Source organism: Nonomuraea sp. NPDC052265, from assembly GCF_044547985.1.
GTDB lineage: Bacteria > Actinomycetota > Actinomycetes > Streptosporangiales > Streptosporangiaceae > Nonomuraea.
Genome location: NZ_JBIUBJ010000001.1, coordinates 255042 through 280337, shown reverse-complemented (window position 1 = coordinate 280337; position 25296 = coordinate 255042). Strand labels below are relative to the sequence as shown.

Annotated in this window: 21 protein-coding genes and 1 pseudogene; 10 read left to right on the top strand and 12 right to left on the bottom strand. The window is 71.2% G+C overall.

The window, feature by feature from the left end:
• Positions 1-62: 62 nt before the first annotated feature.
• Together ACIHAD_RS01340 and ACIHAD_RS01335 are read left to right on the top strand one after the other, a co-directional pair.
• Entirely contained in the window at positions 63-833 is a 771-nt protein-coding gene (locus ACIHAD_RS01340) for a protein phosphatase 2C domain-containing protein (protein ID WP_352349865.1), read from the top strand.
• Between the two features lie 122 nt (positions 834-955).
• On the top strand, positions 956-1984 hold the full coding sequence (locus tag ACIHAD_RS01335; protein WP_397352318.1) for a CHAP domain-containing protein: 1029 nt from the start codon (positions 956-958) through the stop codon (positions 1982-1984).
• Positions 1985-2030: 46 nt separating this feature from the next.
• Here ACIHAD_RS01335 and ACIHAD_RS01330 read toward each other — a convergent pair whose 3' ends face one another.
• Positions 2031-3083 (bottom strand): glucose 1-dehydrogenase, encoded by a 1053-nt coding sequence (locus ACIHAD_RS01330; protein ID WP_397352317.1) that lies wholly within the window; start codon positions 3081-3083, stop codon positions 2031-2033.
• Positions 3084-3211: 128 nt separating this feature from the next.
• Between ACIHAD_RS01330 and icmF the strand changes: the two genes are divergently transcribed.
• On the top strand, positions 3212-6418 hold the full coding sequence (gene icmF, locus ACIHAD_RS01325; protein ID WP_397352316.1) for a fused isobutyryl-CoA mutase/GTPase IcmF: 3207 nt from the start codon (positions 3212-3214) through the stop codon (positions 6416-6418).
• Between the two features lie 112 nt (positions 6419-6530).
• Here the strand turns inward: icmF and ACIHAD_RS01320 are convergent, their stop codons facing one another.
• Positions 6531-6884 carry a hypothetical protein gene (locus ACIHAD_RS01320; protein WP_397352315.1) on the bottom strand — a complete coding sequence of 118 codons (354 nt, stop codon included), beginning with the start codon at positions 6882-6884 and terminating at the stop codon, positions 6531-6533.
• 169 nt (positions 6885-7053) lie between these two features.
• Here ACIHAD_RS01320 and tpx point away from each other — a divergent pair, with 169 nt between their 5' ends.
• Positions 7054-7554, top strand: a complete 501-nt coding sequence (gene tpx / locus ACIHAD_RS01315) for a thiol peroxidase (RefSeq protein WP_357970994.1) — start codon at positions 7054-7056, stop codon at positions 7552-7554.
• Between the two features lie 48 nt (positions 7555-7602).
• On the opposite strand, the gene ACIHAD_RS01310 is transcribed toward tpx, so the two are convergent.
• Together ACIHAD_RS01310 and ACIHAD_RS01305 are read right to left on the bottom strand one after the other, a co-directional pair.
• A complete protein-coding gene (locus tag ACIHAD_RS01310; RefSeq protein ID WP_397352314.1) occupies positions 7603-8502 on the bottom strand; it encodes a TIGR03619 family F420-dependent LLM class oxidoreductase in 900 nt (299 codons plus the stop codon).
• Positions 8503-8511: 9 nt separating this feature from the next.
• Positions 8512-9318: an SAM-dependent methyltransferase gene (locus ACIHAD_RS01305; RefSeq protein ID WP_397352313.1), complete on the bottom strand. Its 807-nt coding sequence runs from the start codon at positions 9316-9318 to the stop codon at positions 8512-8514.
• Between the two features lie 141 nt (positions 9319-9459).
• On the opposite strand from ACIHAD_RS01305, the gene ACIHAD_RS01300 reads away from it, so the two are divergent.
• On the top strand, positions 9460-10185 hold the full coding sequence (locus ACIHAD_RS01300; RefSeq protein WP_397352312.1) for a helical backbone metal receptor: 726 nt from the start codon (positions 9460-9462) through the stop codon (positions 10183-10185).
• Here the strand turns inward: ACIHAD_RS01300 and ACIHAD_RS01295 are convergent, their stop codons facing one another.
• The 4 genes from ACIHAD_RS01295 to ACIHAD_RS01280 are packed head-to-tail and all read right to left on the bottom strand — an operon-like array spanning position 10186 to position 14447.
• Positions 10186-11331, bottom strand: a complete 1146-nt coding sequence (locus ACIHAD_RS01295; RefSeq protein ID WP_397352311.1) for an ROK family transcriptional regulator — start codon at positions 11329-11331, stop codon at positions 10186-10188.
• A gap of 2 nt (positions 11332-11333) precedes the next feature.
• Positions 11334-12179 (bottom strand): carbohydrate ABC transporter permease, encoded by an 846-nt coding sequence (locus tag ACIHAD_RS01290; RefSeq protein WP_397352310.1) that lies wholly within the window; start codon positions 12177-12179, stop codon positions 11334-11336.
• On the bottom strand, positions 12166-13080 hold the full coding sequence (locus tag ACIHAD_RS01285) for a carbohydrate ABC transporter permease (protein ID WP_397352309.1): 915 nt from the start codon (positions 13078-13080) through the stop codon (positions 12166-12168). The genes ACIHAD_RS01290 and ACIHAD_RS01285 overlap by 14 nt, the downstream gene beginning before the upstream one ends.
• Positions 13077-14447, bottom strand: a complete 1371-nt coding sequence (locus ACIHAD_RS01280) for an ABC transporter substrate-binding protein (RefSeq protein WP_397352308.1) — start codon at positions 14445-14447, stop codon at positions 13077-13079. Before ACIHAD_RS01280 ends, ACIHAD_RS01285 begins: the two co-directional genes overlap by 4 nt.
• A gap of 349 nt (positions 14448-14796) precedes the next feature.
• Between ACIHAD_RS01280 and ACIHAD_RS01275 the strand changes: the two genes are divergently transcribed.
• From ACIHAD_RS01275 to ACIHAD_RS01265, 3 genes and pseudogenes are all read left to right on the top strand, one after another.
• Positions 14797-15831 carry a zinc-binding dehydrogenase gene (locus ACIHAD_RS01275; RefSeq protein ID WP_397352307.1) on the top strand — a complete coding sequence of 345 codons (1035 nt, stop codon included), beginning with the start codon at positions 14797-14799 and terminating at the stop codon, positions 15829-15831.
• On the top strand, positions 15828-16613 hold the full coding sequence (locus tag ACIHAD_RS01270) for a sugar phosphate isomerase/epimerase family protein (protein WP_397352306.1): 786 nt from the start codon (positions 15828-15830) through the stop codon (positions 16611-16613). The genes ACIHAD_RS01275 and ACIHAD_RS01270 overlap by 4 nt, the downstream gene beginning before the upstream one ends.
• Positions 16544-17788 (top strand): annotated as a pseudogene (locus tag ACIHAD_RS01265) (MGH1-like glycoside hydrolase domain-containing protein); the annotation flags it as partial. The gene ACIHAD_RS01270 and the pseudogene ACIHAD_RS01265, both read left to right, overlap by 70 nt.
• A gap of 9 nt (positions 17789-17797) precedes the next feature.
• Here ACIHAD_RS01265 and ACIHAD_RS01260 read toward each other — a convergent pair.
• A complete protein-coding gene (locus tag ACIHAD_RS01260; RefSeq protein WP_397352304.1) occupies positions 17798-18901 on the bottom strand; it encodes a zinc-binding dehydrogenase in 1104 nt (367 codons plus the stop codon).
• 114 nt (positions 18902-19015) lie between these two features.
• On the bottom strand, positions 19016-19966 hold the full coding sequence (locus tag ACIHAD_RS01255; protein WP_397352303.1) for a Gfo/Idh/MocA family protein: 951 nt from the start codon (positions 19964-19966) through the stop codon (positions 19016-19018).
• A gap of 119 nt (positions 19967-20085) precedes the next feature.
• On the opposite strand from ACIHAD_RS01255, the gene ACIHAD_RS01250 reads away from it, so the two are divergent.
• Together ACIHAD_RS01250 and ACIHAD_RS01245 are read left to right on the top strand one after the other, a co-directional pair.
• Positions 20086-21039, top strand: coding sequence for a glucosyl-3-phosphoglycerate synthase (locus tag ACIHAD_RS01250; RefSeq protein WP_397353019.1), 954 nt, complete (start codon positions 20086-20088; stop codon positions 21037-21039).
• Positions 21036-22157: a glycosyltransferase gene (locus tag ACIHAD_RS01245; RefSeq protein ID WP_397352302.1), complete on the top strand. Its 1122-nt coding sequence runs from the start codon at positions 21036-21038 to the stop codon at positions 22155-22157. The genes ACIHAD_RS01250 and ACIHAD_RS01245 overlap by 4 nt, the downstream gene beginning before the upstream one ends.
• On the opposite strand, the gene ACIHAD_RS01240 is transcribed toward ACIHAD_RS01245, so the two are convergent.
• Both ACIHAD_RS01240 and ACIHAD_RS01235 read right to left on the bottom strand, forming a co-directional pair.
• Positions 22146-24482: an FtsX-like permease family protein gene (locus tag ACIHAD_RS01240; RefSeq protein ID WP_397352301.1), complete on the bottom strand. Its 2337-nt coding sequence runs from the start codon at positions 24480-24482 to the stop codon at positions 22146-22148. The two genes, ACIHAD_RS01245 and ACIHAD_RS01240, sit on opposite strands and share 12 nt — an antisense overlap.
• The gene (locus ACIHAD_RS01235; RefSeq protein ID WP_397352300.1) at positions 24479-25213 is read right to left on the bottom strand and encodes an ABC transporter ATP-binding protein; all 735 of its coding nucleotides are present in this window, start codon (positions 25211-25213) and stop codon (positions 24479-24481) included. Before ACIHAD_RS01235 ends, ACIHAD_RS01240 begins: the two co-directional genes overlap by 4 nt.
• Positions 25214-25296 lie beyond the last annotated feature (83 nt).

Sequence of the window (25296 nt, the reverse complement as noted above, 5' to 3'; positions counted from 1 at the left end):
TTCACAAGAGTCTTCAGCGCATCTGCTTGTGAAGTCTTTCAACCAATGATTTACTGCTGGGCATGAAGCACAACATCCGCTATGCCGCCGGATCAGACGTGGGCCGTCGCAGGGAGCAGAACGAGGATTCCGGCTATGCGAGTGGCCGGTTGCTCGTGGTTGCCGACGGCATGGGCGGGCACGCGGCCGGCGAGCTGGCGAGCTCGGCGGCGATCGCCGTCATGCGCGAGCTGGATGCCACGCTTCCCGAGACCGGCTCTGACCTTGAGGCGGCACTGGAGGGCGCCGTGCACGAGGCGGCGCGCAGGCTGGTCGAGCTGGCCGACATCGACCCCGCCCGCCGGGGGATGGGGACCACGGTGACCGCCATGCTGTGGGACGGCTACCGGTTCGCCCTTGCTCATCTCGGTGACTCCCGCGGATACCTGCTTCGTGATGGCGCGCTCTATCAGATGACCAAGGATCACACACTTGTGCAGTCGATGGTGGACGAAGGGCGGATAACGGAGGATCAGGCCGCCGTGCACCCCCGGCGTTCCATGGTGCTGCGCGTGCTGGGCAGCGAGGGCAGGGCCGAACCGGACATGGCGCTGCGTGAGGCCGAGCCTGATGATCGCTACCTCCTCTGCTCCGACGGGCTCACGACCGTGCTCGGGCCCGAGGTCCTGCACGAGGTGCTGACCACGGTGGCAGACCCGGCGGCCGCCGTCCAGCGGCTCATCGACCTGGCGAACGAGGGTGGCTCGCCCGACAACGTCACCGTGATCGTGGCCGACGTGGTGGCGCCGGGCGCGGGCGAGGTGAGCGTCTACCGCGTGGGTGCGGGGGCCTGACGAGGAACATCACCCGCCTCACCAGTCACATGCGTCCCAATGCCGAAATTCGGGCCCATAAATAGACACTTTCTGAATGATTCGAGCAATTTCGCGATGGCGCTACTACAGTCCATCGTGATTTGTCGGTTTTTCGGGGAGGAGTCACCCTGGACCCGATCGCGGACGCGCTGCTGAAGCAGGTACGGCAGGAACTCGGTTACAAGGAGAAGAGCGGCCAGACCACCAAATTCGGCCAGTGGTACGCGGATCGCGTCCAGGACACCCAATACCGCGACGCCCCCTGGTGTGACATGTTCATCGCCTGGGCAGCCGACAAAACCGGCTTCGGCCCGTACGTCGGGCAATTCGCCTGGACGCCGTCCCACGCGGCCTGGTTCATCAAGCAGAAGGCATGGGCGCAGCGGCCCGAGCCCGGCGCGCTGGTCTTCTTCGACTGGGGCGGCGGGAAGAGCTACAAGGGCATCGACCACGTCGGGATCGTGGAACGGGTCGAGGGCAAGAAGATCCACACCATCGAGGCCAACGTCGATCGCGTGTGGCTCAAGCGCAAGGTCAGGGACACCGACAAGGTCGTCGGCTACGGCCTTCCCCGGCTGGTCAAGGCCGGTGCCGACCAGGCGGCCGAGATCCGTTCGACCGAGCGTCCGTTCGTGCCCGCGCCGCGCACGGAGGTGGGCCGCTCCTCGCCTCTGGACGTCCTGGGCACGCCGCCCGCGTTGCTGGTCGCGATGGTGCTGGTGACCGTCGTGCTCTCCTTACGCGTGACGGGCCGCCGCCGCGGCACCCACCGCCGCTTCACCTGGGCCCGGCTCTGGAACGCGCCAGAAGCCCGCGCCACCGCCCGCACCGGATCCGACGACCGTCGTGGCGCCCGTTCCGTGGCCGGTGAGGACTGGGCGCCCCGCGTGACCGTTCTCGCCCCCGCTCAGCCGGACACCTCCCGGATCCGCGTGGGCGCCACCCCGCCCCGGCCGCGCACCCCCACGGCCACCCCGGTCCGGCCGCGGACCCCCACGGCCTCCCCGGACGCGGGCGAGGCGTACGAGACGCCCGTCGAGCCCCGGCGGCGGGTCCCGGCGGGCGCGGGACGTTCGGCGTCCGGCCGCACCCCCACCACCCGCCGCAAGCCCTACACCCCCAAGGACTGAGCCCGCCGCAGGGCCGGGGCCGTACCGAAGGCCGAGCGGGGCGGGGTCAGGTGGTCAGGTCGAGAACCACCTTGACGTCGTCGGGCGTGTGGGTGAAGGCGTCCTTGGCCTGGGTGAGGGGGACGCGGCGGGTGATCAGGCGTTCGAGCCAGCTCCGGTCAGCGTGGGCCAGGGCGGTCGCGGCGTCCCGGAAGTGGCGGAGGTTGGCGTTGACGGTGCCGAAGATCGCGTCGTTCTCCAGGACGATGTCCCGGTTGATCTCGCCGACGTCCAGCCGGTGGGTGCGCCCGCCCGCCGCGAGCCCGGCCAGGCAGACGATCCCGGCCGCGGACGTGCAGGTCATGGCCTCCATGACGAGCTGCCCCACCCCGGTCCCCTCGATGATGATGTCCGGTTTGGCGTTGGCGAAGGCGTCCAGGCTGCTGCCCACGTGGTACGTCGCCCCCAGGTCGGCCACCAGCGCGGGTTTGGCCCCGCCCGCCTCCCGGTCCAGGACGTGCACCTCCAGCCCCCGCTGCCGCCCCAGCAACGCCGCCAGCAGCCCGATCGGCCCCGCGCCGGTCACCAGCACCGTGCGCGGCTCGAACCAGGCGCGCGAGCCGATCCGCTCGATGTGCTCCCACGCCTTGGCCACCACGGACGTCGGCTCGACGAGCACGCCCACGCTCTCCAGCGAGGGGTCCAGGCGTACGGCGTACCCGGCCTTGACGGCCCACCGCTCGCCGGCGTAGCCGTCGATCTCCTTGATGCCGCGCTCGGTGTAGCGGCCGTTGCGGCACATGTCGAACTCGCCGCGGGCGCAGGCGCCGCACGGTTCGGGGTCGGGACGGCGTACCACGCCCACGACCAGGTCGCCGGGGGAGAAGGCGGACCCGTCGGGGACCTGGAGCACCCGGCCGAGCGACTCGTGGCCGATGACCATGCGGCTCCTGCCGGGCGGCGCCCAGCCGTACTCGCCCGCCGCCAGTTCCCTGTCCGTCCCGCAGATCCCCAGGGCCAGCCCCTGGACGAGAAGCTCCCCGGGCCCCGGCTCCGGATCGGGCACCTCTTCCACCTCAAGCGTCCCCGGCCGGCCCGGCTCGAACGTCAACGCGCGCATCGGCGTCACCCCCTGGGGCAGTCCTTACCCAGACCGGAAGGAGCTACGAGGACGTCCTACTATCGAAATAGTTGGACGTCCTAGTATCTTTCGCAGGAGGGGCCCCCCTCACAAAGGAGTGATCAGGCGTGCACGTTCCGGCGTACCCTGTCCGTTTCGTGACCGCCGCGGCGCTGTTCGACGGCCATGACGCGGCGATCAACATCATGCGGCGCATCCTCCAGACGCAGGGGGCCGAGGTGATCCACCTCGGCCACAACCGGTCCGTGGACGAGATCGTCACGGCCGCCGTCCAGGAGGACGTCCAGGGCGTGGCCATCAGCTCCTACCAGGGCGGCCACGTGGAGTTCTTCACCTACCTGGTCGAGCTGCTGCGCGAGCGCGGCGCGGGCCACGTGAAGGTGTACGGCGGCGGTGGCGGCGTGATCGTCCCCGAGGAGATCGAGCTGCTGCACGAGCGGGGCGTCACGCGCATCTTCTCGCCGGAGGACGGCCAGCGGTACGGCCTGCCCGGCATGATCAACAAGCTGATCGAGGACTGCGACCACGAGCTCGGCGACCCGCCGCCGGTCGAGGCCGTGCTCTCGGGCGACCAGGCGGCGCTGGCCCGCGCGATCACGTTCATGGAGTCCGGCCGCGCCCCGGCCGGGCTGACCGAGGGGCTGAGGGCCGCGGTCGCCGGCCAGGAGCGTCCGGCGCGCGTGCTCGGCATCACCGGCACGGGCGGTTCGGGCAAGTCGTCGCTCACCGACGAGCTGGTCCGCCGGTTCCGGGTGGACAACGACGACAAGCTGCGCATCGCCATCCTCGCCATCGACCCCACCCGCCGGCGCGGCGGCGGCGCGCTGCTCGGCGACCGCATCAGGATGAACAGCCTGGGCCCCCAGACCTACTTCCGCTCGCTGGCCACCCGCGGGGCCGCCAACGAGGTCCCGGCCTGCCTCGACGACGTGGTCACCGCCTGCCGCGCCGCCGGCTACGACCTGGTGATCGTGGAGACCCCCGGCATCGGCCAGGGCGACGCCGGCATCGTCCCGCACGTCGACGTGCCCATCTACGTCATGACGCCCGAGTTCGGCGCCGCCTCCCAGCTGGAGAAGATCGACATGCTCGACTTCGCCGAGGCCGTCGTGATCAACAAGTACGAGCGCCGCGGCGCCGAGGACGCCCTGCGCGACGTACGCCGCCAGCTCGTGCGCAACCGGGAGGCGTTCGGCCGCTCACCCGAGGACATGCCGGTCTTCGGCACGATCGCCGCCCGCTACAACGACGCCGGCGTCACCGCCCTCTACCAGCACCTCAAGGGCCTGCTGCTGGAGGACGTCGGGCCGGGGCTGCTGCCCGTCGTGACCGAGCGCACCTCCAAGGCGGCCGCGGCGATCGTCCCGCCCGCCAGGTCGCGCTATCTGGCCGACATCGCCGAGTCCGTCCGGTCCTACCACGCCGAGACGCTGGCCCAGGCGGAGATCGCGCGCCGCCGCCAGCAGCTCGCCGCCGTACGGGAACTCCTGGGCGGCGAGGACGCCCGGCTGGCCGGGCTCGCCGAGCAGGCCGAGGGGGAACTGAGCGAGGAGAGCCGCCGCCTGCTCGACGGCTGGCCCGCCGTCAAGGAGGCCTACAGCAGCGACGAGCTGGTGGTGAAGATCCGCGACCGGGAGATCCACACCCCGCTCTGGCGCGAGACGCTGTCCGGCAACCGCATCCCGCGCGTGGCCCTGCCGCGCTTCAGCGACCACGGCGACCTGCTGAGGTTCCTGCGCTCGGAGAACCTGCCCGGGTCGTTCCCGTTCACCGCCGGGGTGTTCCCGTTCAAGCGCGACGACGAGGACCCGACCAGGATGTTCGCCGGGGAGGGCGACCCGTTCCGCACCAACCGGCGCTTCAAGCTGCTGTCGAAGGGCCAGCCCGCCACCCGGCTGTCCACGGCCTTCGACTCGGTCACCCTGTACGGCCACGACCCCGACCTGCGTCCCGACATCTACGGAAAGGTCGGCACCTCGGGGGTGTCCATCGCCACGCTCGACGACATGAAGGTGCTCTACGACGGGTTCGACCTGGCGGCGCCCAACACGTCGGTGTCCATGACGATCAACGGCCCGGCGCCCACGATCCTGGCCTTCTTCCTCAACGCCGCGATCGACCAGGCCCTCGACCGCTTCCGCGCCGAGCAGGGCCGCGAGCCCGACGAGCAGGAGGCCCGCGACCTGCGCGCCCGTACGCTGGCCACGGTCAGGGGCACGGTCCAGGCCGACATCCTGAAGGAGGACCAGGGGCAGAACACCTGCATCTTCTCCACCGAGTTCTCGTTGCGGATGATGGCCGACATCCAGGAATGGTTCATCCAGAACGCGGTCAGGAACTTCTACTCCGTCTCGATCTCCGGCTACCACATCGCCGAGGCGGGGGCCAACCCGATCAGCCAGCTCGCGTTCACGCTGGCCAACGGGTTCACGTACGTGGAGGCGTACCTGGCCAGGGGGATGCGGATCGACGACTTCGCGCCGAACCTGTCGTTCTTCTTCTCCAACGGCATGGACCCCGAGTACAGCGTGCTCGGGCGGGTCGCGCGGCGGATCTGGGCGGTCGCCATGCGCGAGCGCTACGGCGCCGGCGAGCGTTCGCAGAAGCTCAAGTACCACATCCAGACCTCGGGCCGGTCGCTGCACGCGCAGGAGATGTCCTTCAACGACATCCGCACGACCCTCCAGGCCCTGATCGCCATCTACGACAACTGCAACAGCCTGCACACCAACGCCTTCGACGAGGCCGTCACCACCCCGTCGGCCGACTCGGTGCGCCGGGCGATGGCGATCCAGCTCATCATCAACCGCGAGTGGGGGCTGGCCAGGAACGAGAACCCGCTTCAGGGCTCGTTCATCATCGACGAGCTGACCGACCTGGTCGAGGAGGCGGTGCTGGCCGAGTTCGAGCGGCTGTCGGACCGCGGCGGCGTGCTCGGCGCGATGGAGACCGGCTACCAGCGCGGCAAGATCCAGGACGAGTCGATGCTGTACGAGATGCGCAAGCACGACGGATCCCTGCCGATCATCGGCGTCAACACCTTCCGCAACCCCGGCGCCGAACAGTCCGACCCGCACAAGCTGGAGCTGGCCCGGGGCACCGAGGAGGAGAAGCGCTCGCAGCTCGACCGCCTGCGCGCCTTCCACGAGCGCAACCGGGCGCAGGCCCCCGTGGAGCTGTCCCGGCTGCGCGAGGTCGCGATGTCCGACGGCAACGCGTTCGCGGTGCTGATGGACGCGGCGCGGGTCTGCTCGCTCGGCCAGATCACCGACGCCCTGTTCGAGGCGGGCGGCCAGTACCGCCGCAACGTCTAGACGGCCAGGGCCGGCCCGGCGCGGCATCCCGTCGGCCAGGGCCGGCCCGGCGCGGCATCCCGTCGGCCAGGGCCGGCCCGGCGCGACGTCCGGACGGCCAGGGCCGAACCGGTCAGCAGTACACCGCGCCGTTGAAGCGGCGCGGCGCCTTGGGCACCCGGCTGGTGAGCGTCTGGCCGGCGTCCACGGTACGGCACGGGCCGTCGGAGCCGAAGGCCCAGTCGATGCGCATGCGGATGCGGTGGCCGCAGTCGTTGCGGGCGTGTCCCGTCTGGCGGACCCAGCCGGTGGTCCGCCAGACGGCGACGCAGCCGGGGACGTTGCCGAGGGCGGACGCGGCGGACGCGGTCGTGGCGGTCGTGGCGGACGTGGCGGACGCGGGGGCTGTACCGGCCGCGATCAGTCCGAGCGAGGTGATGCCGGCGAGCGCGATGCCGGCGAGCGACGTACGGATGATGCTGGTCATGTTCCCGTTCCTCTCTTCCTGCGGAGCTGTTGACCAGACCGTAGGGCGGCGGGTGTTGAGCTTCTGTTGAGGATTTGTTGGGGCCGCGAACCGGCCCGTGCCGCCGCTCGGCGGGGGAGATCGCGCCGCTAGGATCGCGGTCGGGGAACATCGCTATCAGGAGGCTTTCATGTCCGACGTCACTTTCAAGGGCAACCCGATCACCGTGGGCGGCGCCTTCCCGAAGCCCGGCGACGCCGCGCCCGCCTTCAAGCTGGTCGGCACCGACCTGTCCGACCGCACGCTGGCCGACTTCGCCGGCAAGACCAAGGTGCTCAACATCTTCCCGAGCGTCGACACCGGCGTCTGCGCGGCCTCCGTGCGCCGCTTCAACCAGGTCGCGTCGGAGCACCCCGACGCGGTCGTGCTCTGCGTCTCGGCCGACCTGCCCTTCGCCCAGAACCGGTTCTGCGGCGCCGAGGGCCTCGACAAGGTGACCATGCTGTCGCTCATGCGCGGGCGTGAGTTCCTCGCCGACTACGGCGTGGCCCAGGAGTCGGGCCCGCTGGCCGGCCTGGCCGCGCGCGCGGTCGTCGTGCTCGACGCCGACGACAACGTGGTCTACTCCGAGCTGGTGCCCGAGATCACCCAGGAGCCCGACTACGAGGGCGCGCTCTCCGCGCTCAAGTAACCAGCGCTCAGGCAGCCCGCGCTCAGGCAGCCCGCGGTGGCCCCGCGCTCAGGTGGCGCGAAGGCGCTCCCCGAACTCGGCGGCCAGCTCCAGCAGGTGGTCGTCGTCGGCGGCGGTGTGCTGGAGGTCCAGGATGACCTCGTGGACCCCGGCCTCCGCCGCCTGCGACAGGTATGCCGCGATCTCGGCGACCGTGCCGCTCCTCGGCGGGGTGCCGTCGCCGGTGACGACCGGGTTGGAGCGCAGGATCATGCGCAGGGCGTCCGGGTCGCGTCCGGCCCGCTCGGCGCTCTGCCGGACCGTCTCCCACATCGACAGGAGCGCGGGGATCGGCAGTGCGGCCGTCAGCCAGCCGTCGCCCCTGCGCCCGATCCGGCGCAGCGCCTCCGGAGCGAACCCGGCCAGCAGCAGCGGCGGGCGGCGGGCCGGCTTGGGGTCGATGTGGCTGGGCGCGATCGTCCACAGCTCGTGCTCGAACGTCACGGGGTCCTCGCCCCAGATGGCCTCAAGGGCGTCGAGGGTGGCCTCGTAGCGTTCGGCCCGGCCCTTCCAGGGCACGCCCACGGCGGCGTACTCGTCGGAGGACCAGCCGAGGCCGAGGCCCGCCGCCAGCCGGCCGCCGCTCAGGTGGTCGATCGTGGTGAGCGAGCGGGCCAGCACCGGCGGGGGATACCAGCAGGCGTTGAGCGCGCTGGTCCCCAGCCGTACGGACGACGTCACGGACGCGGCCACCGCCAGCACCGCGAACGGGTCGAGGAACACCCGATGGGCCTCGGGCACGCTGCCGTCGCCCCCGGGGTAGCGGTCCTTGGGCCGCAGCGGCGTCAGCAGCCGGTCGCCCGCCCACAGGCTCGCGAACCCCGTCGCCTCGGCCTCGCGGGCCACCCGTGTCACGCTGGACAGCTCGGCGAACCTGCCGTACTGCGGGACGGCGAGGCCGAGGTCCATGGGTGTGTCCTAGACCTTCCTGCCGACGCCGCACACGATGAGCGACGACTCCGGGCGGTCCATGAAGTCGATCGTGTCCGCCTGGTCGGGATGCCACTCGGGCAGCCACACCACGCCGGGCTCCAGCAACTCGAACCCCTCGAACAGCTCCCTGATCCGGGCCCGGCTGCGCAGCGCCAGCCGCGCGGTGGCGTTGCGGTAGACCTCGGTGCCCGTGCTGACCGCGTCGGGACGGGCGTCGCTGGTGCCGTGGGACATGACCAGGTAACTACCCGGGGCCATGGCCTCACGCAACGTCTTGAGTATCCCCTCAGGATCGTCGGACTCCTCGATGAAGTGCATGATCGCCACCAGCAGCACGGCGACCGGCCGGCTGAAGTCGATGGCCCGCAGCACCTCGGGGTCGCGCAGGATGTCCCCCGGCTTGCGCAGGTCGCCCTCGACCACCGTCGTGTCGTCGCCGTGGCCGGTGAGCAGCGCCCTGGCGTGCACCAGCACCACGGGGTCACGGTCGACGTAGACGACGCGGGAGCCCGGGGCGGTCTTGGCGGCCACCTCGTGCACGTTCCCCTGGGTCGGCAGCCCCGTGCCGATGTCGAGGAACTGCCTGATCCCGGCCTCGGCGAGGTGGCGTACGGCACGGCCGAGGAAGGCGCGGTTGGCCCGCGCCGCCGCCCGTACCTCGGGCGCCACCGCGAGGATGCGCTCGGCCGCCTCGCGGTCGACCGGGAAGTGATCCTTGCCGCCGAGGTAGTAGTCGTAGAGCCGTGCCACGTTCGGCGTGTTCGGATCGAAATCCGATGCCTCGTGCTCCAACCGTCGAGCCCCCGATCACAGAGTTTAACGATCTTTACCGGGATTCTACGGATCTATACCGACATAAGAGTGGTGCTACGCATATTTCAGGAAAACGCAACATAAGGTGGTGCCGTGGTCCACGATGACACAGGGGTCCCAGTGAAGGTACCCCCGAGCGTCCGGCGGATCGTGTCGCTGGTGCCGTCGCTGACCGAGTCCGTGGCGGCGACCGTCCCGGAGGCGCTGGTCGGGGCGACGGACTGGTGCACGCACCCGGCCGGCCTGGACGTGGCCAGGGTCAGGGGCACCAAGAACCCCGACCTCGACGCCGTCCTGCGCCTGCGGCCGGACGTCGTCCTGGCCAACGCCGAGGAGAACCGCGCGCCCGACGTCGAGGCCCTGCGCGCGGCGGGCGTCGCGGTCTGGGTGACCAGGATCGAGACGCTGGAGCAGGCGTTCGCCTCGCTGGAGCGCATGTTCGCGCACGCCTGCCGTACGGACCGCCCGGCCTGGCTCGAAAGCGCCCGCGAGGCGTGGGGAGCCCCTGCGCCCGGCCCGCGCCGCACCGCGATCGTCCCGATCTGGCGCCGCCCCTGGATGGTCGTGGGCCGCGACACCTTCACCGGGGACGTGCTGCGGCACCTCGGCGTGGACAACCTGTACGCCGGCCACGCCGACCGCTACCCCAAGATCCCCCTGCCCGAGCTGACCGGCGACCGCCCCGACCTGGTCGTGCTGCCCGACGAGCCCTACGCCTTCAGCGCGGACGACGGCCCCGAGGCGTTCCCCGGCCTGGCCTGCGCGCTGGTCAGCGGCCGCCTGCTGACCTGGTACGGCCCCTCGCTCACCGAGGCCGCCACCGCCCTGCCCCGCGCCCTCGCCTGATCACCCGACGGCGGCCAGCGCGCCGTCCACGGCCGCGGGGGAGAGCACGTGTTCCATGACGATCACCGCCATGCCCGTGATCCCGGCCCGGTCGCCGAGCCTGCTGGTGACGATCTCCAGGTTCCGCGTCGTGTACGGCAGGCTCCGCCGGTAGACGACCTCCCTGATCCCGGTCAGGTAGTGCTCCCGCGTCTGCGCCATGTCCCCGGCCAGCACCAGCACGCCGGGGTTGAGCAGGCTGACCGCGGTGGCCAGCACCACGCCGAGCGTGCGGCCCGCCTCCTGGGTGCGCGCGATGGCCGCCGGGTCGCCGGCCTGCACCAGGCGCACGACGTCGCGGCTGGTCTCCTGGCCGAGGTCGGCCGCGAGGGCGTGCCCGCTGGCCAGGGAGGCCACGCAGCCGCGGGAGCCGCAGGTGCACACCCGGTCGTCGGTCTCCCGGATGCGGACGTGCCCGATGTTCCCGGCGGCCTCCTCGACGCCCCGGTAGATCTGCCCGTCCAGGACGATGCCGGTGCCGATGCCGGTGGACACCTTGGCCAGGATCAGCGAGTCCGTCTCCCGCCAGGACGACCACCACTCGCCCAGCGCCATCGCGTTGGCGTCGTTCTCCACCAGGATGGGCACGTCGTACGTGCGCCCGATCGCGTCCCTGATCGGATGGTCGTCCCAGCCCGGCATCAGGAACGACCTGATCACCCGCCCGTTGGTGTGGTCGACCGAGCCGGGCAGGTCGAGCCCGATGCCGCACACGTCGCCCGCCGGCCGCCCGGACCTGTCCAGCATGCGCTGGAACGCCTCGCGCACCCACGTCAGCACGGCCTCGGGCCCGCGGTCGATGCGCATCTCGGCGCGTTCCTCGGCCAGCGGCCGGGCGGCGAGGTCGGTGAGCGCCACCCTGGCGTGGGTGGCGCCCAGGTCGGCCACGAGCACCAGCCGTCTGGCGGCGTCGACGTCGAGCACCGACGGCGGCCGGCCGCCGCCCGATGCGCCGATCCCGGACTCGTGCAGGTAGCCGGCGGCGATGAGCCGGTCGACCCGGTCGGTGATGGTCGACCGGGACAGGCCGGTGAACTCGATCAGGTCCTTGCGGGTACGGCAGGAGCCGTCGCGGATGAGCTGGAGGACCTGCCCGGCCGTCAGCATGTCTATCCCTTCTCCGCTCCTGCCGTGAGGCCCTCCGTCAGCAGGCGTTCACTGGCGAAGAACACGATCACGATGGGCAGCGTCAGCACCACAGATCCTGCCATCAGAACCGTCGTGGGGATCTCTATGCTGCCCGCCAGCTGAGAGAGCCCCAGCGAGACCGTCCAGCTCTCCCGCCGCTCCACCAGGAACAGCAGGGCGAACAGGAACTCGTTCCACGCGATCATGAACGCGTAGAGGCCGGTTGCCATGAGCGCGGGCTTGGACAGTGGCAGCACCACTCGCCAGATGGTCGACAGCCGCGAGCAGCCGTCGATCGCGGCCGCCTCCTCCACGCTCCGCGGCACTGTCTCGAAGTAGTTGCGCAGCATGTATACCGTGACGGGCACGGTCTGCGCGATGTAAACCAGGATCAGTCCGGCGAGAGATCCCCTGAGCCCCAGCATGGTGAACAGCACGAACAGGGGGATGGCCAGGACGATCGCCGGGAACAGGTACACCGCCAGGAACAGGAAGTGCACCTGCCGCCGGCCGAAGAAGCGCAGTCGCGCGACGGCGTAGGCGCCCGGGATCGAGATCAGCAGCGTCGCGGCCACCGAGCCCGCCGCGACGACCGCGCTGTTCCTGATGAAGGTGAGGAACCCCTGTGTGGTGAGCACGTTCACGTACGTGTCCAGCGTGAGGTGCCGCGGCCACACCGAGCCCGGCTCCAGGATGAGCTCCTGGATGTCGCGTACGGACAACGTCACCATGTACAGGAACGGCAGGGCGGTGACCACGACGAGGAACGCGATCACCACGGGCCTGAGCACCGCGAGCAGCCCGCGCTCGAACCTATCCCTGCTCACGGTCGCCTCCCGGGAAGAAGCGCAGGTAGACGGTCAGGAAGACGACGAGGAAGACGGCCAGGACGATCGCCTGCGCGGCCGAGGCGCCGATGTCGTCGCGGGCGGTCAGGAAGTTGTAGACGCGCACGCTGACCACCTCGGTCCCGGCGCCGCCGCCGGTCAGCAGGTAGACGTCGTCGAACTTGGTGAAGGTGAACACGAACCGCAGCACCGCCAGCAGCGCCACGATGCGCCAGAGCTGCGGCATGATCACGTAGCGGAAGCGCTGGGTGGGGGTGGCGCCGTCCACGACCGCGGCCTCCTCCAGGTCGGCGGGCAGCGCCTGCAACCGGGCCAGGATGAACAGGAACGCGAACGGGAAGTACCGCCACGCCTCGAACGCGATCACCGTGAGCAGCGCGACCGGCACCTTCAGGCCCAGGAAGTCGCCCTGGGCCTGGGTGAGGAAGGCGATCGGCTCCTTCAGCCAGGTGTTCACGATGCCGTACTGGGGGTTCAGCATGGTCTCCCACAGGAAGGCCACGGCCACGACCGGCGCCACGTACGGGATCAGGATCGAGGCCCTGACCAGGGTGCGGCCCCGGAACCTGTCGCGCAGGGCGAGCGCGGTCACCAGGCCGGCCGCGATCGACAGCGCCGTGCCGGCCACCGTGTAGACCAGGGTGTTGACCAGCGACGTCCAGAAGCCCGGCTCGGAGATCACGTACGTGAAGTTCTCCAGCGTGTAGTGCCCGAAGACGCCGGCCCGGCGGATGTTGATCAGCCGGACGTCCTGGAAGGCCAGCATGATCGCCCACAGCAGCGGCAGCACCACCACGACCAGCGTGATGATCAATGTGGGGGAGATCAACGCCAGCCCGGCCCGCGCTTCCCGCTGCCGCAGGGTGCGGGGTGCGCTCATTGCCGGATCCCGCGCTTGATGGTCTCCACGTCCTTCCTGGCCTGGGCGGCGGCGGCCTGCGGGGTCAGCGAGCCGTCGACGACCTGGCTCAGGGCCTTGGGCACGGGCAGCTCGCCCATCGTGGCGCCGACCAGCTTGCCCTGGCCCTGCGGGATGCCCCAGCGGGCGAAGGTGTCCGGGCTCTTGCGCAGCGCGTCGAGCACGTCGGCCGGGTAGACCTCCGACAGCGGCTTCTTGGAGTCCACGCCCGCGGGCAGCTTGTTCCACTTGTCCGCGAAGCCCTCGCGGGTGGGGAACTTGCCCTCGGGCGCCATCCCGATCCAGCGCTCGTAGCCCTCGTCCATCATGTAGGTGACGAACTTGGCGGCCGGGTCGGTGGCGGCGCCGCGGACGACCGCCCACGAGACGATCTCGCCGTACTGGGCGGGGGCGCTCCCGTCGGGGCCCTTCAGCGCGGTGACCACGCCGGTGTTCGCGGCCAGCCATTCGGGGTCGCCGCGGCACTCGGCGCAGCTCGGCAGCGCGTCCTTACGCAGCCCCGCGAGCTCGTCGAGGATGAACGACGACCAGATCATCATGGCCGCCTTCCCGGAGAAGTACGTGGCCCTGGTGGAGTCGACGTCCTGTTTGCCCTTGACCGAGTAGTTCTTCGCCAGTTTCGCGTAGAAGTCGAAGGCTTTCACGCACTGTGGGCTATCTAGCGTGACATTTCCGGAATTGTCGACCAGCTGGCAGCCGTTCGCCAGCGCCACGTGCTCGAAGCTCTGCGCGGTGAAGGAGTCCTTGGGCGCGATCGCCAGCGTGATGCCCGCCACCCCACCCGCGTTCAGTTTCGCCGCCGCCGCCTCCAGCGCCTCGTAGGTGTCCGGCGGCGCCAGCCCGGCCTTCTTGAACAGGTCCTTGCGGTAGAGCAGGAGCTGCGCCCACCCGTCGCTGGGCACGGCCAGCAGCCTGCCGCCGGAGGAGTCCAGTTCGAGCGCGCGCGGCGAGAAGGAGTCCTTGCCGAGCCGGTCGACGATCTTCCCCGGCGTCTCGGTGTCCAGCAGGTCGTTGGCCTCCAGCTCGCGGATGGAGGCCAGGGGGAGCGCGCCGATCACGTCCGGGAGGTCGTCCGCGGCGGCGGCGGCCGTCACGGTCTGGCTGAACTGGTCCTCCCCGACGCCGACCAGTTTCACCTTGATCCCGGTCTTCCTGGTGAACTCGGCGATGATCTGGTTCTGCACGGCCATCCGGTCACCGAGGTTCTCCTCGGTCCAGACGGTGATCTGGTTCGCGCCGGACTGCTGCTCGCCGCCGTCGCCGCACGCCGCGAGGCAGGCCGAGGCCAGCAGCGCGACGGCGAGGACGGCGGTGACCTTCTTCGGCATGGCACGCTCCTCCGGTTGGGGGGATTCGTAAAAGGTTGGTCGGTGTTGCGGCAAATCTTCCCCAGAAGCGATCGCGGACACCCGTCGCGAAACGATCTGGTCTGATGTCATTTCGGTCATCCGGATGCTGCCCGGACAAGCACTTCTGGCGCTTCCGGGCCAGGTGGACAGACAGGGCGTGATATGTCGGTAAGGTCTCTTTCCAGAACGCACCCTGCCGGAAACCAGGATTCCATCGGCCGCGATCGACGGAAGTCGTAGACTTACGAGTGTTTCGAGCGCAACTATGGTGTGCAAACAAACACTAAATCTCTGACTTTTGTTTGATCAAAAAGCGTAAGTGTGGGGTATGCGCGTCATCACCTTCCAAGAGCCAGGCCGTGTCAGCGTCAGCCTGGAGTCGCCCGCCGAACTCGTCCCGGGCTCCGTCCGGGTGCGGACCCTCTATTCCGGGGTCTCCGCGGGCACCGAGCTGACCGCGTATCGCGGCACCAATCCCTACCTCACCCGTAAATGGGACACCGAGCGCCGGCTCTTCCTCGAAGGCCAGACGCACGCCTACCCCCTGTCCGGCTGGGGCTACCAAGAGGTCGGAGAGGTGGTGGAGGCGGCCCCCGACGTCGCAGAGCCGCCCGTCGGCAGCCTCGTGTGGGGCATCTGGGGCCACCGCGCCGAGGCGGTCGTCCCCGCCGAGAAGCTGGCCGGCCACATCCTGCCGCCGGGGGCCGACCCCGTCGCGGGCGTCTTCGCCCGGGTCGGGGCCATCGCGCTCAACGCCGTCCACGCCGCCGACGTGCACCTGGGCGACCAGGTCGCGATCTTCGGCCAGGGCGTCATCGGTCTGCTCGCCACCCGCATGGCGGTGCTCAGCGGCGCCCGGGTGGTCGCCGCCGACGCGATCCCCGACCGGCTCGAACTCGCCAGGAAGTTCGGCGCCGCCGAGACGTTCGACGTGCGGTCGGGCTCGGTCGCCGAGTTCCTGCGCAAGCGCGTCGAGGGCGCCGACACCGCGATCGAGCTCAGCGGCAACCACCTCGGCCTCCAGGAGGCCATCAGGAGCGTGCGCAAGGGCGGCCGGGTGGTGGCGGCCGGCTTCTACCAGGGCGAGGGCATCGGGCTGCGGCTGGGTGAGGAGTTCCACCACAACCAGGTGCAGCTCGTCTCCTCCCAGATCGGCGGCGTCGCCTCCTGGCTGGCCCACCGCTGGGACGTCGAACGCCTCCAGCGCACGTTCATGGAGCTCGTGCACCGGGGCGAGGTCGAGGTCGGCGACCTCGTCACCCACCTCGTGCCGGTCGAGCAGGCGGCCGAGGCGTTCGACCTGATCGACAAGCACCAGTCCGAGGTGCTCCAGCTCGTCTTCACCTTCGAGGAGTCACGATGAAGCTCGCCGCCCAGGAGCAGCTTCTGCCCGGCCGGAGCCTGCAGGAGAAGTTCGCGTTCGCGGTGGAGGCCGGGTTCGACGCCATCGAGCTGAGGGGGAAGGGCGACTTCCACTTCGCCGGCCGCCTGACCGAGCTCAAGCGGGCGCTGGCCGACGGCGTCGTGATGCCGACGGTGTGCGTCGAGATGCCGCACTTCATCGGCGACTTCGACCCGGCCAGGCGCAAGGACGCCATCCAGCAGCTCAGGTCGCAGCTCACGGTGATCGCCGAGCTGGGCGGCATCGGCGTCATGACCCCGGCCTCCTGGGGCCAGTTCTCGCTCAGGCTGCCGCCGTTCGAGCCGCCGCGCACCGCCGAGCAGGACCGCGAGGTGCTGGCCGAGGCGCTGGGCATCCTCGGCGAGCACGCCCAGCGCAACGGCGTGCTGATCATGCTCGAACCTCTCAACCGGTACGAGAACCACATGGTCAACACCCTGGCCGACGCGGTGTCGTACTGCTCGATGGACTCGATCAGGATCGTCGGCGACACCTACCACATGAACATCGAGGAGGACGACCCCTGCCGGGCGCTGGCGGAGGCGGCCCCGTACATCGCGCACATGCAGATCAGCGAGTCCAACAGGAACCAGCCCGGCACCGGCCACCTCGACTGGGGCGCGCAGCTCGCCACCCTCGACGCCGTCGGCTTCGACGGCTACCTCGCCCTCGAATGCCGGCTGCGGGGCGAGCCCGAGATCGTGCTCCCGCAGACGGCGGCCTTCATCAGGAAATTCCTATGATCCTTCGCGACGCCGTACGCGTGCTGGTCACCAACTGGGACGGCAGCCACACGGTTCCCTCCCGTCGCCTGTACCCCCACCAGTGGAGCTGGGACTCCGCCTTCATCGCGATCGGCAACGCCCGCTGGTCGCCGCGGCGGGCCAGGTCGGAGCTGCTGTCGCTGTTCGGCGCCCAGTGGCGCGACGGCCGGGTGCCGCACATCGTGTTCAACCCCGTCGTACCCGAGGGCGCCTACTTCCCCGGCCCCCAGTTCTGGGGCGCCCGCGCGCCGTCCGGCTCGGCGACCTCCGGCATCGTGCAGCCGCCCGTGCACGCGCTGGCCGCCTGGAAGGTGCACCAGGCCGAGCCCGACCCGGCGTTCCTGGCCAGGATCTATCCCAAGCTCGTCGCCCAGCAGGAGTTCCTGCGCGCCTCCCGGCGTTCGCCCGAGGGCCTGATCTCGATCGTCCACCCGTGGGAATCGGGCATGGACAACAGCCCGGCCTGGGACGTCCCGCTGCGCGCGGTCGAGCCCGGCGTGACGGGCTTCGTCCGCAGAGACCTCAACACCGTCAGCGCCGACGAACGCCCCACCGACCGCGACTACGAGCGGTACGTCTCTCTCGCCAGTGCCTACCGCGACAGCGGCTACCAGCGGGCCGGCTCGTTCGAGATCGAGGACCCGCTGTTCAACGCCGCGTACGGCGTGGCCGAGTCGGCGCTCGCCGAGATCGCCGAGGTGTGCGGCCGGGACCCCGAGCCCCACCGGCGCGAGGCCGCCGCCGTCACCGCCGCCATGGTCGACCACCTCTACCAGGACGGCCACTTCCGCCCCCGCGACCTGCGCACGGGCCGCCTGATCCGCTCGGGCAGCGCCGCCGGCCTGGTGCCGCTCATGCTTCCGGGGTTGCCGCCGGAGATCGCCGAGGCGCTGATCGCCACGGCCGTCGACAGGTTCTCGCTCAAGGACGGCGTGCTGCCCAGCCACGCCCCGGCCACGGCCGAGTTCGACCCGGCGCGCTACTGGCGCGGGCCGAGCTGGATCAACCTGACCTGGCTCGTCTGGCAGGGGCTCAGGGACCGCCGGCCCGACCTGGCCGACCTGCTCGCCGAGGGCATGATCCACGCCGTCGCCCACTCCGGCTTCCGCGAGTACTTCAACCCGTTCACGCTGCGCGGTCACGGTTGCCGGGACTTCAGCTGGTCAGCCGCCCTCATCCTCGACGTCGTGGCTGAGCACGGCCTGGACGGTCTGCCGCCGTCGGGCCGCGAGATCGGTCAGAAGTTCGGGAGCCTCCCCGAAGCCGACGACGTCGGTGACCACGTGCTCGCGTAGCAGCCTCCCGCGCTCCCTGAGCAGGCCGATCGTCTCGTAGGAGAGGCGTTCCCGGTCCCAGGCGTGCGCGAGGCCGCGCGGCACCCGGCCGATCTGGGCGCAGCGCAACGTCAGCCCGTTGTGGTGGAACTCCTCGCCGAGCCGCACCTCGTCGGCGCCCTGGGTGTAGAACGCCAGGTCGATCAGCGCGCCCTGCGGCCGGAGCAGCCTGAGCCCCAGGGCCAGCGCCCTGGGCTGACCGCGGCACTGGAAGACCAGGTCCGCGCCGCGGTCGTTGGGGGCGTGCCGCCAGCGGCGCTTGAGCGTCACCGCCGGGTCGTCGGCGGCGGCCAGGACCTGCGCGCCGATCGCCTCGGCCACCGCGAGCCTGGCCGGGGTCTCGTCCACGACGACGACCTCGGCGGCCCCGAAGGACAGCGCGAAGGACGCGGTCAGCAGGCCCACCACGCCCGCGCCGACCACAGCGACGCGCCGGCCGCGTACGCCGTCGCCCAGGTGCTGGACGGCCGGGCCGTGCAGGTCGGCGGCCGCGTGCAGGAGGCCGTTGGCGCAGATCGGGCCCATGTGGGCGACGTAGATGCCGAGCAGCGGGTCGATGTCGTCGGGCAGCACGACGAACCGGTCGGTCATCGGGTCGGCCACGTACGCGGTGCGGTGGCCGTACGCCATGGCGACCAGCGAGCCCTCGGCCACGGCCCGCGTACGGGTCTCGACCACCCGGCCCACCTGCATGTAGCCGATGCCGCGCACCGGGTAGCCCACCGACGGCGTGCCCGGCAGGAACAGCCCGAGCGCGGGGTCCCAGGTCGAGCTGAGGTAGGGGTTGGCGCCCTTGACGTAGGTCAGTTCGGTGCCCGCCGAGACGCCGCTGTGCGTGGTGGCCACCATGAACCCGCCGTCGGGCAGGTCAGGCAACTTCTCCTCCACCAACCGCACCTCACCGGGCGCCTCGATACTGAGGGTCGTGCTCATGGCCTCACTCCGTGAGGCGGGCTCGGTCGCCATGTGCCGTCGCCTTCCTCCGCTCTGGTCGCTGCGCTCCCGCCGCTCCTCCAGGCGCCGGCGCTCCCTCGCGGGCTCATGGCCTCACTCATTCAGCATCACCGGCCTTCGTTCGGCTGCGGAGCGCGTCAGGGCGAGTGCCAGGCGGTGGGTTCGCAGGGCTTCGGCGTACGGCGCGCGCACGTCGGCGTCCTTCCCCCGCACCGCGTCGATGAACGCGCGGTCCACGAGGGTCTTGGCGTGGCCGCCGTCCTCGATCGCCTCCTCGCCGTCGACGAGCAGCCGGGTCTCGCTGAGCTCCAGCGCTATGCCGTCGGCGCACACCTCCAGCCCCACCCGGTGCTTGCGGCGCAGCAGGCAGGAGGTGGCCAGCAGGCCGGTGGCGCCGTCCTTGAAGCTCATGACGGCCGACGTGGCCCGGTCGATCTCGCCCTCCACCGGGTTCCCGGCCGGTACGGCGTGCACCATCGACACCTCGCCCACCAGCACCCTGGCCAGGTCCAGGACGTGGACCGCCTGCTCCAGGATCTGGCCGCCCGACAGCCCGGCGTTCAGCCACCAGCCGACCGGGGGCACCTTGTCCAGCCACTGCCCGAGCGCGAGCCGTACGGGCCGCCCGTCGAGCAGTTCCCTGGCCTTGTCGACGACGTCGAGGTAGCGCCAGTGGTGGCCGACGGCGGACGGGAGCCCTCTCCGTTCGATTTCGGCCGCGATGTTTTCTGCGGTTTCGAGGTCGAGAGAAAGGGGTTTTTCCACGAAAATCGGGAGATTGCACGACAAGACGTCGTACTCCGGTTTACCGTGCGCGAAAGGAGGCACACAGACGTAAACAGCGTCGAGATCGCCGGCCTCCAGTAGGCCGGCATGGTCGCCGTAGGCGGGGGAGCCGTGGGCGGAGGCCAACGCCTCAGCTTTGTGGAAGTCGGTGTCGGCCACCCCGGCGATCGTCACGTCGGGGAAGCCGGACAGGACATCTGCGTGGCGAGCGGCGACATTCCCGGCACCAATGATGCCGACACGGGTAATAGGGGACACAACCCGACATATGCCACGTCTAGGGGTTAACAAACAAAGATGTTCAAAGACGCATAGATCGGGCAGGGGTCGTGCCCCTATGAGATGGGGCTGACTGCATGGAGACAGATGTGCGAGCTTTGGCCAGGGCACAGGAGTGGTACGGCCCGCATTCCAGCACGGCGTGCGAATGGCCGGTGGACGCCTTACTCGCGGCCAAGGGCAACACAACGGTGAGCGTCGTCCTGCCGGCGCGCGACGAGGAGCGCACAGTCGGGGACATCGTCACCGTGATCAGGCGTGAGCTGGTGGAGCAGGCGCCACTCGTCGACGAGATCCTCGTCGTCGACTCCAACTCCACCGACGCGACGGCGGAACGGGCACGCGCGGCGGGCGCGCGGGTCGTGGCGCAGAACGAGGTGCTGCCCCACCTGCCGCGCATGACGGGCAAGGGGGAGGCGCTGTGGAAGGGCCTGGCCGCCTCCCACGGCGACATCGTCGCGTTCGTCGACTCGGACCTGCTCAACTTCGGCGCGCACTTCGTGTCGGGGCTGGTCGGTCCGCTGCTGGTGAACTCCGACACCCACTTCGTCAAGGCGACGTACGAGCGGCCCTTCACGGGCGAGGACGGCGTGCCGCGGCGCGGCGCGGGCGGACGGGTGACCGAGCTGGTGGCCAGGCCCCTGCTCAACATGTTCTGGCCGGAGCTGGCGGGCTTCGGCCAACCCCTCGGCGGCGAGTACGCCGCCCGGCGCGAAGTGCTCGAACAGGTGCCCTTCGTCACCGAGTACGGCGTGGAGTTCGGCCTCCTCGTCGACCTCCTCCACCTCGTGGGACTGGACGCGATGGCCCAGGTGGACCTGGGCTCCCGCGTGCACGGGCACCAGTCCATGAGCGCGCTCGGCCGGATGGCCGGGCAGATCATGCTCACCGCGTGGTCCCGGCTCGAACGCCAGGGCCGCGTGGTGTCCTCGGAGTCCCCGGCCCACACGCTGCTGCAGTTCGGGCTCGACGGGCGGGCCGGCCTGGTGGACGTGGGCGTGGCGGAACGACCGCCGCTCGCCTCCCTCATGCTGGAGGAGGACGTCGCGTGAAGGTGCTGATCAACGCGGGACCGTGGCTGGCGGTCCCGCCGCCCGGCTACGGCGGCATCGAGAACGTCGTCGCGACCCTGGTGCCCGCGCTGCGCGAACGCGGCGTGCACGTCGTGCTGGCCTCCGTCGCGTCGAGCACGCTGGAGGCCGACGAGCTGATCGCCGTCTACGACGAGGGCCGGTTCGGGGAGCTGCAGAAGCCGTACAACCAGGTCATGGGGATCGCGCACGCGCACCAGGCGCGGGTGGCGGACGAACTGCGCGCCCGCGACGACATCGACCTCGTCCACGACCATCTGGAGGTCGTCGGGCCGGCGGTGTTGTCGGCGTTGAGCGGGCCGCCGGTGCTGCACACCCTCCACTGGGACCTGTGCAAGCACCCGGCCTTCTACGGCGCCTTCCCGCGGTCGATCGCGGTCAACGGGGTGTCGGACTCGCAGCTCGCCCGCGCTCCCGAGGCGCTGCGCGCGGCCTCGCTCGGCGCCGTCCACCTGGCCACCCCGCTCGCCGACCAGGACGTACGGGCCGAGCGTGGCGAGCATCTGGTGATCATGGGCCGGATCTGCGGGCTCAAGGGCCAGCACGTGGCCGCCAGGATCTGCCAGAAGCTCGGCCTGCCGCTGGTGCTGGCCGGCCCGGTCTGCGGCCGGGACAGCCGGGCCGAGCTGGACGTCGTCCTCCAGGACCCCTACCACCCGCTGCACAGCCACCCCGACGTGCGCTACCACCTCGACCAGGTGTCCCGCTACCTCGACGGCGACCTGGTCAAGTGGGTCGGCGCGGTCGGCGGCCGGGCCAGGGACGAGCTGTACGCCTCGGCCCGCGCCGCGCTCTTCCCCATCCAGTGGGACGAGCCCGGCGGCACGGCCGTCGTCGAGGCCCTGGCGCTCGGGGTGCCGCCGGTGGGCCTGCGCCGCGGCTGCCTCCCCGAGATCATCGACCACGGCCGCACCGGCTTCCTCGCCGACACCGAGGAGGAGCTGGCCGAGTGGGTCCAGCGGGTGGACGAGATCGACCCGGAGGAGTGCCGCCGCGAGGCCCGTCGCCGCTTCTCGCCCGCCGTGATGGCCGACCGCTACCTGGAGCTGTACGACCGGGTCCTGCGCTCAGGCGGCTGACCGCAGCGCGAACCGGGCAGGCAGGGCGGTGGCGGCGAGGGCCAGGACGGCGGCCGCCGCGATCACCCCGGCGAAGGCGGGAAGCGGGATGTGCGGCACCGCCGACCCGGTCATGCCCGAGCCGAACGCGGCCAGCGTCACCAGGGCCACCGCCGACCCGAGCACCGAGGAGGCCAGCACCGCGCCCAGCGTCTCCAGCCGCAGGGTCCGCAGCACCTGCCGCCGGGTCGTGCCCGCCAGGCGCAGCGCGGCCAGCTCGCCGGACCGGGCCGAGGTCGCCATGGCCAGCGTGTTGACCACGGCGATGGCGGTGAAGGCGATGATCAGGCCCAGGGCCACGAAGGTGACCTGCGGGTTGGCGGCGCTCACCTCGGCGGCCATGGCCCGGTCGAGCACGCTCGCCCCCGGCAGCGCGGCGGTCAGCGCGTTCCTCGGCACCTCCGGGGCCCGTACGAGCAGCGCGGCGGACGGGTCGTCCACGTGCCCGGCGACCAGCGCGTACGGCAACGTCACGTCGCCGAAGCCGAGACCGCGGGTGTAGACGGCGGCGACCGTGAGCGCGGCGGGGGTGCCGTCGCCCAGGGTGAGCTTGAGCGGGTCGCCGGGCCGCAGGCCGAGCAGGTCGGCGGCGGTCCGGCTGATCGCGGCCGAGCGGTCGCCGAAGCCGTCCATGGAACCGGAGACCACGCCCAGGTCGAGGGTGCCGGAGGGGTGAGAGACGGCCTGAGCGGGGAACTTGTCCAGGCCGACCCGCACCGACGTGCGCAGGACCTCGGTCACCGACAGCACGCCGGGCACCGCGCGGATCGCCTGGCCGGAGGCCCCGGCCACCACGTAGTCGGCGCGGGTGCCGGCGTCGGCCTGCTCCTGGGCGGCGTACCCCATCGTGGTCTGGACGAACAGGATCGTGCACGTCATCGCCACCATGAGGGTCAGCGGCGACAACACCGACGCCAGCGCCCCCGACCCGGCGCGCAGGTTGCGCGCGGCCAGGAAGCCGGCCACCCGCGAGATCCGCAGCGGGACCGCCAGCAGCGCCGCCGTCACCCGCGCCACCACGGGCCCGAGCAGCGTGAACGCGGTCGTCCAGACCAGCGCGGTCAGCAGGGTCACCGGCGTGGCCGCCGCCTCGATGCGCAGGCCCGACAGGACCAGCGTCAGCACCACGGCTCCGGCCACCGCCACCAGCCCGGCCGCCAGCCGCCACCACGGCAGCCGCGGGCTGCCGAGAGCGGCCTCGCCCAGCGCCTCAACCGGACGGATCCGGGTCAGGCGGCGGGCCGACACCCGGGCCGCGACCCAGGCCGCGCCGACCGTGGCCGCCAGCGCGACCAGCGGCGGGAACGGGCTCACCACCAGGTGCAGGTTCGCCGGCACCGCCCCCAGCGTGACGAACTGCCCGCGCAGCCAGAAGCCGAGCCCGATGCCCGCCGCCGCCCCCAGCGTCCCGGCGGCGGCGCCGACCAGCAGCGCCTCGCCGCCGACCAGCCCGCGCACCTGCTTCGGCGTGGCCGCGATCGCCCGCAGCAGGGCCAGCTCCCGCTGCCGCTGCTGCACGGAGAGCGCGAACGTGCCCATCACGACGAGGATCGCGACCAGCAGCGAGGTACCGGCCAGCGAGCCGCCCATGCTGATCAGCTTGACCCGCGCCTGCTCGGCGTCGAGGAACTCCAGCCTGCCGCGCTCGTCGCCGGTGTACACCACGGCCCCCTCCGGGGCCCGGTCGAGGCCGGGGAAGACGCCGGCGGCGCTCACCCTGCCCGGGTGCCCGGCCAGACGGCGGGCCTGCGCGGTGCTGAAGAACACGGTGTCCTGGCTCGGCAGGGCCTGCGCGGTGACCCCGACGACGCGGTATCCGCGCAGCTGCGCGCCCACGTCCAGCCCGGCGCGGGCGTCGACCGCCACCTCGTCGTCGGCCCGCGGGGGACGGCCCTTGCCGATCGTGAACGGGGTGAGCGCGGCCGACTCCCAGCCGTGCCCGGTGAAGCCGCCGAACGGGAAGGTCACCTCGGTGACCACCTTCAGGCCGTCGCGGCGCAGCCCGGCCACGACGGACTCGGCCAGCCAGGCGCGCTCGGCCAGCGCCTTGGCCTTCGTCTTGACGTCGCCGTCGCCCTTGACGACGGTCTGGCGGACGAACTGGTCGGCCGCCACGACCGCGGGCGCGCCGGCGTACCGCTCGGGGACGACGTCGCCGCGCAGACCGGTCTCCAGCAGCATCAGGCACGCGCACACCAGCGCGGCGGCGCACAGCAGGGCGAAGAACGCGCCCGCGAAGGCGGCCACGCGGTGCCGCAGGGTCCTCAGGGCCAGCGAGATCATCATCGCGTCCACGCTCCCAGCCGGGTCATGCGCTCGGCGACCTTCTCGGCGGTCGGCGCGGTCATGGCGTCCACGATCCGGCCGTCGGCCAGGAACAGGACCTGGTCGGCGTAGGAGGCGGCCACCGGGTCGTGGGTCACCATCACCACGGTCTGGCCCATGCCGTCCACCACCTCGCGCAGCAGCCTGAGCACGTCGCGGGCGGTCATCGTGTCCAGAGCGCCCGTGGGCTCGTCGCCGAACACCACCTCCGGCCTGGTGACCAGTGCCCTGGCGATGGCCACCCGCTGCTGCTGGCCGCCGGACAGCTGCGCGGGCCGGTGTCCCGCCCTGCCCTCCAGCCCGACCCGGCTCAGGATCTCCGTCAGCCAGGCCTGGTCCACGCGGGCCCTGGCCAGGCGCAGGGGGAGCGTCACGTTCTCGACCACGTCGAGCGCCGGGATCAGGTTGAATGCCTGGAACACGAATCCGACCCGCTCCCGGCGCAGTTCGGTGAGGCTGGTCTCGTCCATGCCGGCCAGCTCCGTGCCGCCCAGCCGGACCGATCCGGAGGAGGGCACGTCGAGCCCCGCCGCGCAGTGCAGGAACGTGCTCTTGCCCGACCCCGACGGGCCCATCACCGCGGTGAAGGAGCCGCGCGGGATGCCCACGGACACCTCGCGCAGGGCCGCCACCGCGCCCTGGCCCTTCCCGTACACCTTGCTCACCGCGTCCAAACGCACTACGTCCGTCATGGCTCCAAGCCTGCTGAACTGCGCGTACGCCGGCCAGAGACCCCATCACCGATCGACCATGACGTCATCATGATTCGGACACT

Excerpts from the sequence above, each read along its gene's own strand:
- ACIHAD_RS01340 (WP_352349865.1), top strand. The coding sequence starts at position 63 with ATGAAGCACAACATCCGCTATGCCGCCGGATCAGACGTGGGCCGTCGC.
- ACIHAD_RS01330 (WP_397352317.1), bottom strand. The coding sequence starts at position 3,083 with ATGCGCGCGTTGACGTTCGAGCCGGGCCGGCCGGGGACGCTTGAGGTG.
- ACIHAD_RS01320 (WP_397352315.1), bottom strand. The coding sequence starts at position 6,884 with ATGACCAGCATCATCCGTACGTCGCTCGCCGGCATCGCGCTCGCCGGC.
- tpx (WP_357970994.1), top strand. The coding sequence starts at position 7,054 with ATGTCCGACGTCACTTTCAAGGGCAACCCGATCACCGTGGGCGGCGCC.
- ACIHAD_RS01310 (WP_397352314.1), bottom strand. The coding sequence starts at position 8,502 with ATGGACCTCGGCCTCGCCGTCCCGCAGTACGGCAGGTTCGCCGAGCTG.
- ACIHAD_RS01295 (WP_397352311.1), bottom strand. The coding sequence starts at position 11,331 with ATGCTGACGGCCGGGCAGGTCCTCCAGCTCATCCGCGACGGCTCCTGC.
- ACIHAD_RS01285 (WP_397352309.1), bottom strand. The coding sequence starts at position 13,080 with ATGAGCGCACCCCGCACCCTGCGGCAGCGGGAAGCGCGGGCCGGGCTG.
- ACIHAD_RS01280 (WP_397352308.1), bottom strand. The coding sequence starts at position 14,447 with ATGCCGAAGAAGGTCACCGCCGTCCTCGCCGTCGCGCTGCTGGCCTCG.
- ACIHAD_RS01275 (WP_397352307.1), top strand. The coding sequence starts at position 14,797 with ATGCGCGTCATCACCTTCCAAGAGCCAGGCCGTGTCAGCGTCAGCCTG.
- ACIHAD_RS01270 (WP_397352306.1), top strand. The coding sequence starts at position 15,828 with ATGAAGCTCGCCGCCCAGGAGCAGCTTCTGCCCGGCCGGAGCCTGCAG.
- ACIHAD_RS01260 (WP_397352304.1), bottom strand. The coding sequence starts at position 18,901 with ATGAGCACGACCCTCAGTATCGAGGCGCCCGGTGAGGTGCGGTTGGTG.
- ACIHAD_RS01240 (WP_397352301.1), bottom strand. The coding sequence starts at position 24,482 with ATGATGATCTCGCTGGCCCTGAGGACCCTGCGGCACCGCGTGGCCGCC.
- ACIHAD_RS01235 (WP_397352300.1), bottom strand. The coding sequence starts at position 25,213 with ATGACGGACGTAGTGCGTTTGGACGCGGTGAGCAAGGTGTACGGGAAG.